Consider the following 4,184-nt stretch of genomic DNA (forward strand, 5'->3'; position numbering starts at 1 on the left):
GACGACGAGCTGGCCACGCTCGCGCGCTCGTTCAACGCGATGGCCGACAGCATCCAATCGCAGATCAAGGACCTCGCCGACCTCTCGCTCGTGCAGCAGCGGTTCGTGTCGGACGTCTCCCACGAGCTGCGGACGCCCCTGACCACCATCCGCCTGGCCTCGGACATGCTCAACGACCGGCGCGAGGCGTTCGACCCCACCACTGCACGCGCCGCGGAGCTGCTGCACGCCCAGGTGCAGCGGTTCGAGACGCTCCTGACCGACCTGCTCGAGATCAGCCGGTACGACGCCGGTTCCGTGCAGCTGGAGATCGAGCCGACCAGCATGACGCAGCTGGCAGAGGACGTGATCGCGTCGATGCAGCAGCTCGCGGACCAGCACGGCTCCGATGTGCGACTCATCGCCCCCGGCGGCTACTCGCCGGTGGAGATGGATCCGAGGCGCGTGCGCCGCATCGTCCGCAACCTGCTGGGCAACGCCATCGAGCACGGGGAGGGTCGCCCGATCGTGGTGACCGTCGACAGCGACCAGCACGCCGTTGCGCTCGGGGTGCGCGACTACGGACTGGGCATGACCGCAGCCGATTCGGAGCGGGTGTTCGATCGCTTCTGGCGCGCCGATCCGTCGCGCAGGCGCACCATCGGCGGCACGGGGCTTGGCCTGTCGATCGCGCTGGGTGATGCGCGGCTGCACGGCGGCACCCTCGCGGTGTGGTCGGCGCTGGGCCGGGGCACACACTTCGTGCTGACCATCCCCCGGCACGGCAGCGAGCTGAACGGGGTCTCGCCGATCGCCGCCGACCCCGGCGACGACGCCACCTTCGACACGCTCGGACTCACCCAGCCGATCGAGATACCGCCCGCAGACCGGAGGGGGAAGCGATGAGATCGCCGATCCGCGCGCTCGCTGTCGCGATCGCCACGGCATCCGCCCTCATGCTGTCCGCGTGCGCCGGGCTGCCCACGAGCGGCCCGGTCAACCCCGGCCTGCCGCTGGAGGCCGACACGCAGCCGCCCGACATCTCCTTCGTCGCCGACCCCCCGCAGCCGGGTGCGACCCCGCGGGAGATCGTCGAGGGCTTCATCCGCGCGGGCTCGGGGACCCGGGGGGAGTGGGCCACGGCGCGCGAATACCTCACCGCCGAGGCCCGTGAGACGTGGGACCCGTCCGCGAATGTCACGATCGACGACTTCTCGCAGCGGGAGTACATCGAGGCGGGCGACGACTCCATCGTGCTGAACGTCACGGCCCAGGCGACCGTGGACGAGGCCGGCTCCTACGACGACCTCGGGGGCGACGACCTCGAGCTGAGGTTCGGATTGGCACAGGAGGACGGGCAGTGGCGCATCAGCGAGGCCCCGAACGGCATCGTGCTGGACGACGCCCGGTTCGACGTCGTGTTCCGCAGCTACGCGCTGGCGTACTTCGACCCCACATGGACCTACCTCGTCCCCGACGTCCGGTGGTTCACGACGACGAACCCCGCCACGAGCGTGGCCAGTGCGCTGCTCGAGGGCGGGCCGAGCCCGTGGCTGTCGGGGGCCGTCGCCAACGCCGTGCCCGAGGACGTCACCCTCGCCGCACGCACGGTGCCCGTGCGGGACGACGGCACGGCGCAGGTCGAGCTCACACCCGGCGCGCTGGATCTGGACCGGGAGACCCTGGACCGCGTGCAGACACAGCTGCTCGAGAGCCTCTCCGGCGCCGGCGTCTCCGCCGTTCAGCTGACCGTCGACGGCCAGCCGTTGCCGGCGTCGCGGGTGGAGACCCGCTCGACACGGGTTCCGCCGCAGCCCCTCGTGCTGGTGGAGGAGGGCTTCGGCTTCCTCGCGGGTGAGTCGCTCGAGCCGATCGCCGATCTCTCCGAGGCCATCGTGGACGCAGGCCCCACGGCGGTGCAGGTGTCGGCCGATCAGGATGCCGCGGCGCTGCTGCGCGGCACGGGGGCCGTCGCGCGTGTGGATGCGGTCAACGGCTGGGCGGACGTGGACACCCGCCCCGACCTCATCGCCCCCACGATCGACACCGGGAACTGGGTGTGGAGCGTGCCGCGCTCGAATCCGCAGGGGCTGCAGGCCTTCGGTCCGGACGGCGCGAGGGTCGACGTCGCGGGCGCGTGGCCCGATGCCACCCGGATCAGCGCGATGGAGGTATCGCGCGACGGGACGCGGGTGGCGGCGGTCGTCAGCGACGGCGGCCAGCCGGCCGTGTGGGTGGCCGGCATCGTCCGTGACGGCGGGGTGCCGGTGCGCCTCGGTGAACCGTGGATGCTCGGCTCGCTGGCCGGGCCGGGAACGGACATGGCCTGGCTCGACGCCACGCACGTGGGGATCGTGGCCGACGTCGCCGGTGACACCAACGTGGTGGAGCAGCTCGTGGGGGGACCGGCGGACGTCGTCACCGCACCGGCGGCGGTGACGACGATCGCCCCGACCAACCAGGCCTTCGTCCCGCGGCTGCTCGACACCCGCGGCGTGCTGTATGTCCGCCGGGGGACCAACTGGGGCAATGCCTCCGGCGACCTGCGCGTCATCGTGCTCGGCACGGTGCAGGGCACTCCCGGCTGAGCAGCCCCGCCCTCCCCAGCCGCCGACGGAGCCGATCCGTCCCCGACGCTCGCGGCATGCTCCGCGGCGTCGGCGCACCCGTGCAGACTCGCACCATGATCGCGGTGCCACCCCTCGTACGCGGCGCGCTCGCCGATGCGCTGTCGCTGGCATTTCCGACCTGGTGCGCCGGCTGCGACCTCGCCGACACGGCGCTGTGCCCGTCGTGCCTGGCACAGCTCGCACCCCGCCCCCGCCCCCGCCGCCACAGCGCCGGCGGTCTGGAGATCTGGAGCGGCCTGGGCTTCGAGGGGGTCGCAGCGCGGGTGCTGCGCGCCTTCAAGGAGGACGGGCGCACGTCGCTGGCCCGGGCGCTCGCGCCGGCGCTGGCCGCGGCTCTCGGGGCGTATGACTCGCCGGTGGCGGTGGTCCCGGTGCCCGCATCGCGCGCCTCGGTGCGTCGGCGGGGATATCGCCCCGTCGAGCTCATCGCGCGCCGGTCCGGCGTGCATCCGCACCGGCTGCTGCAGGTCGCCCGGGCCACACGCGATCAGCGAGGGCTGACGCGCGAGGCACGCAGCGCCAACGTCGCCGGCAGCATGACGCTGCGCGCGGTCGTCGACCTGCCGGTGGTGCTCGTGGACGACGTGGTGACCACAGGGGCCACCCTCGCTGAGGCGGCGAGGGCGCTGCGGGCCGGCGGTATGCGCGTCATGGGCGCTGCCACCGTGGCCGTGACGGCCCGCACGTACGGGCGCCGAGATGACATCGGGCGGCGAGGGCGATAGCGTTGGAGGACAAGGCGACACATGGTCCGCCCTTGGCCGGGCGGACCGGAACAAGGAGGTCAAGGATGGATACCAGCATCGTCGGCGTGGGAGTGGGAATCAGCGATCGATTCCGCACCGTAGTCGAAGAAAAGGCCCAGCGCGTCGAGCACCTCGCTCCGCGGGCCCAGCGGCTGGACGTCAAGGTGACCCACCGCGCGTACCACAACGGGCGTATGGAAGACGAGACGGTCGAGCTCACCCTCACGGGCAAGGGTCCGCTGGTGCGGGCCGAGGCGACAGACGGTGACAAGTTCACCGCGCTGGATCTGGCCGTCGACAAGCTCGCCGAGCAGCTGCGCCGTGCCAAGGAGAAGCGCCTCGACGCGCGTGACAAGCCGCGCGGGGCGACCTTCAAGAAGGAGAACGGCGCGCTCGAGGGCATCGACGTGCAGCCCGCTTCGGCGGACGTGCTCGAAGCCGTCGCCACCGGCACCGTTCCGGTGCAGGCCGAGAGCGCCGACGAAGCGGACTACACGCCCGTCGTCATCCGCACGAAGCAGTTCGACGCCGAGTGGATGACCGTCGAAGAGGCCGTCGACCGCATGGAGCTGGTCGGCCACGACTTCTTCCTCTTCATCGACGCCCGCACCGACCACCCGAGCGTGGTCTACCGACGCAAGGGCTGGGACTACGGTGTGATCTCGCTGACCACGGCGGCACCGCCGGCGGCGCGCGTCGCCTCATAACCTCTTCTTGCTCAGCGGATGCCGCGTGGACCATCGCCTACACGCGGCATCCGCTTTTTCTGTGCCCTCTCGGGTCAGTCGAACATGCCGTCCAGCAGGCTGCCGATGACGAGGCCGCCGAG

4 protein-coding genes are annotated in these 4,184 nt (G+C 71.9%); all 4 read left to right on the top strand.

What is annotated here, in order from left to right; translation table 11 throughout:
- Positions 1-885 (top strand): sensor histidine kinase (locus NQ160_RS19705; protein ID WP_257516805.1); only part of this gene is annotated, 885 nt, incomplete at its 5' end.
- Positions 882-2,567 carry a GerMN domain-containing protein gene (locus tag NQ160_RS19710; protein WP_257516806.1) on the top strand — a complete coding sequence of 562 codons (1,686 nt, stop codon included), beginning with the start codon at positions 882-884 and terminating at the stop codon, positions 2,565-2,567. The genes NQ160_RS19705 and NQ160_RS19710, both read left to right, overlap by 4 nt.
- Before the next feature lie 95 nt (positions 2,568-2,662).
- A complete protein-coding gene (locus NQ160_RS19715; RefSeq protein WP_257516807.1) occupies positions 2,663-3,334 on the top strand; it encodes a ComF family protein in 672 nt (223 codons plus the stop codon).
- Positions 3,335-3,399: 65 nt separating this feature from the next.
- Positions 3,400-4,062 (top strand): ribosome hibernation-promoting factor, HPF/YfiA family, encoded by a 663-nt coding sequence (gene hpf / locus NQ160_RS19720; protein WP_257516808.1) that lies wholly within the window; start codon positions 3,400-3,402, stop codon positions 4,060-4,062.
- Positions 4,063-4,184: the final 122 nt, after the last annotated feature.

This window comes from Microbacterium sp. zg.Y909 (assembly GCF_024626565.1).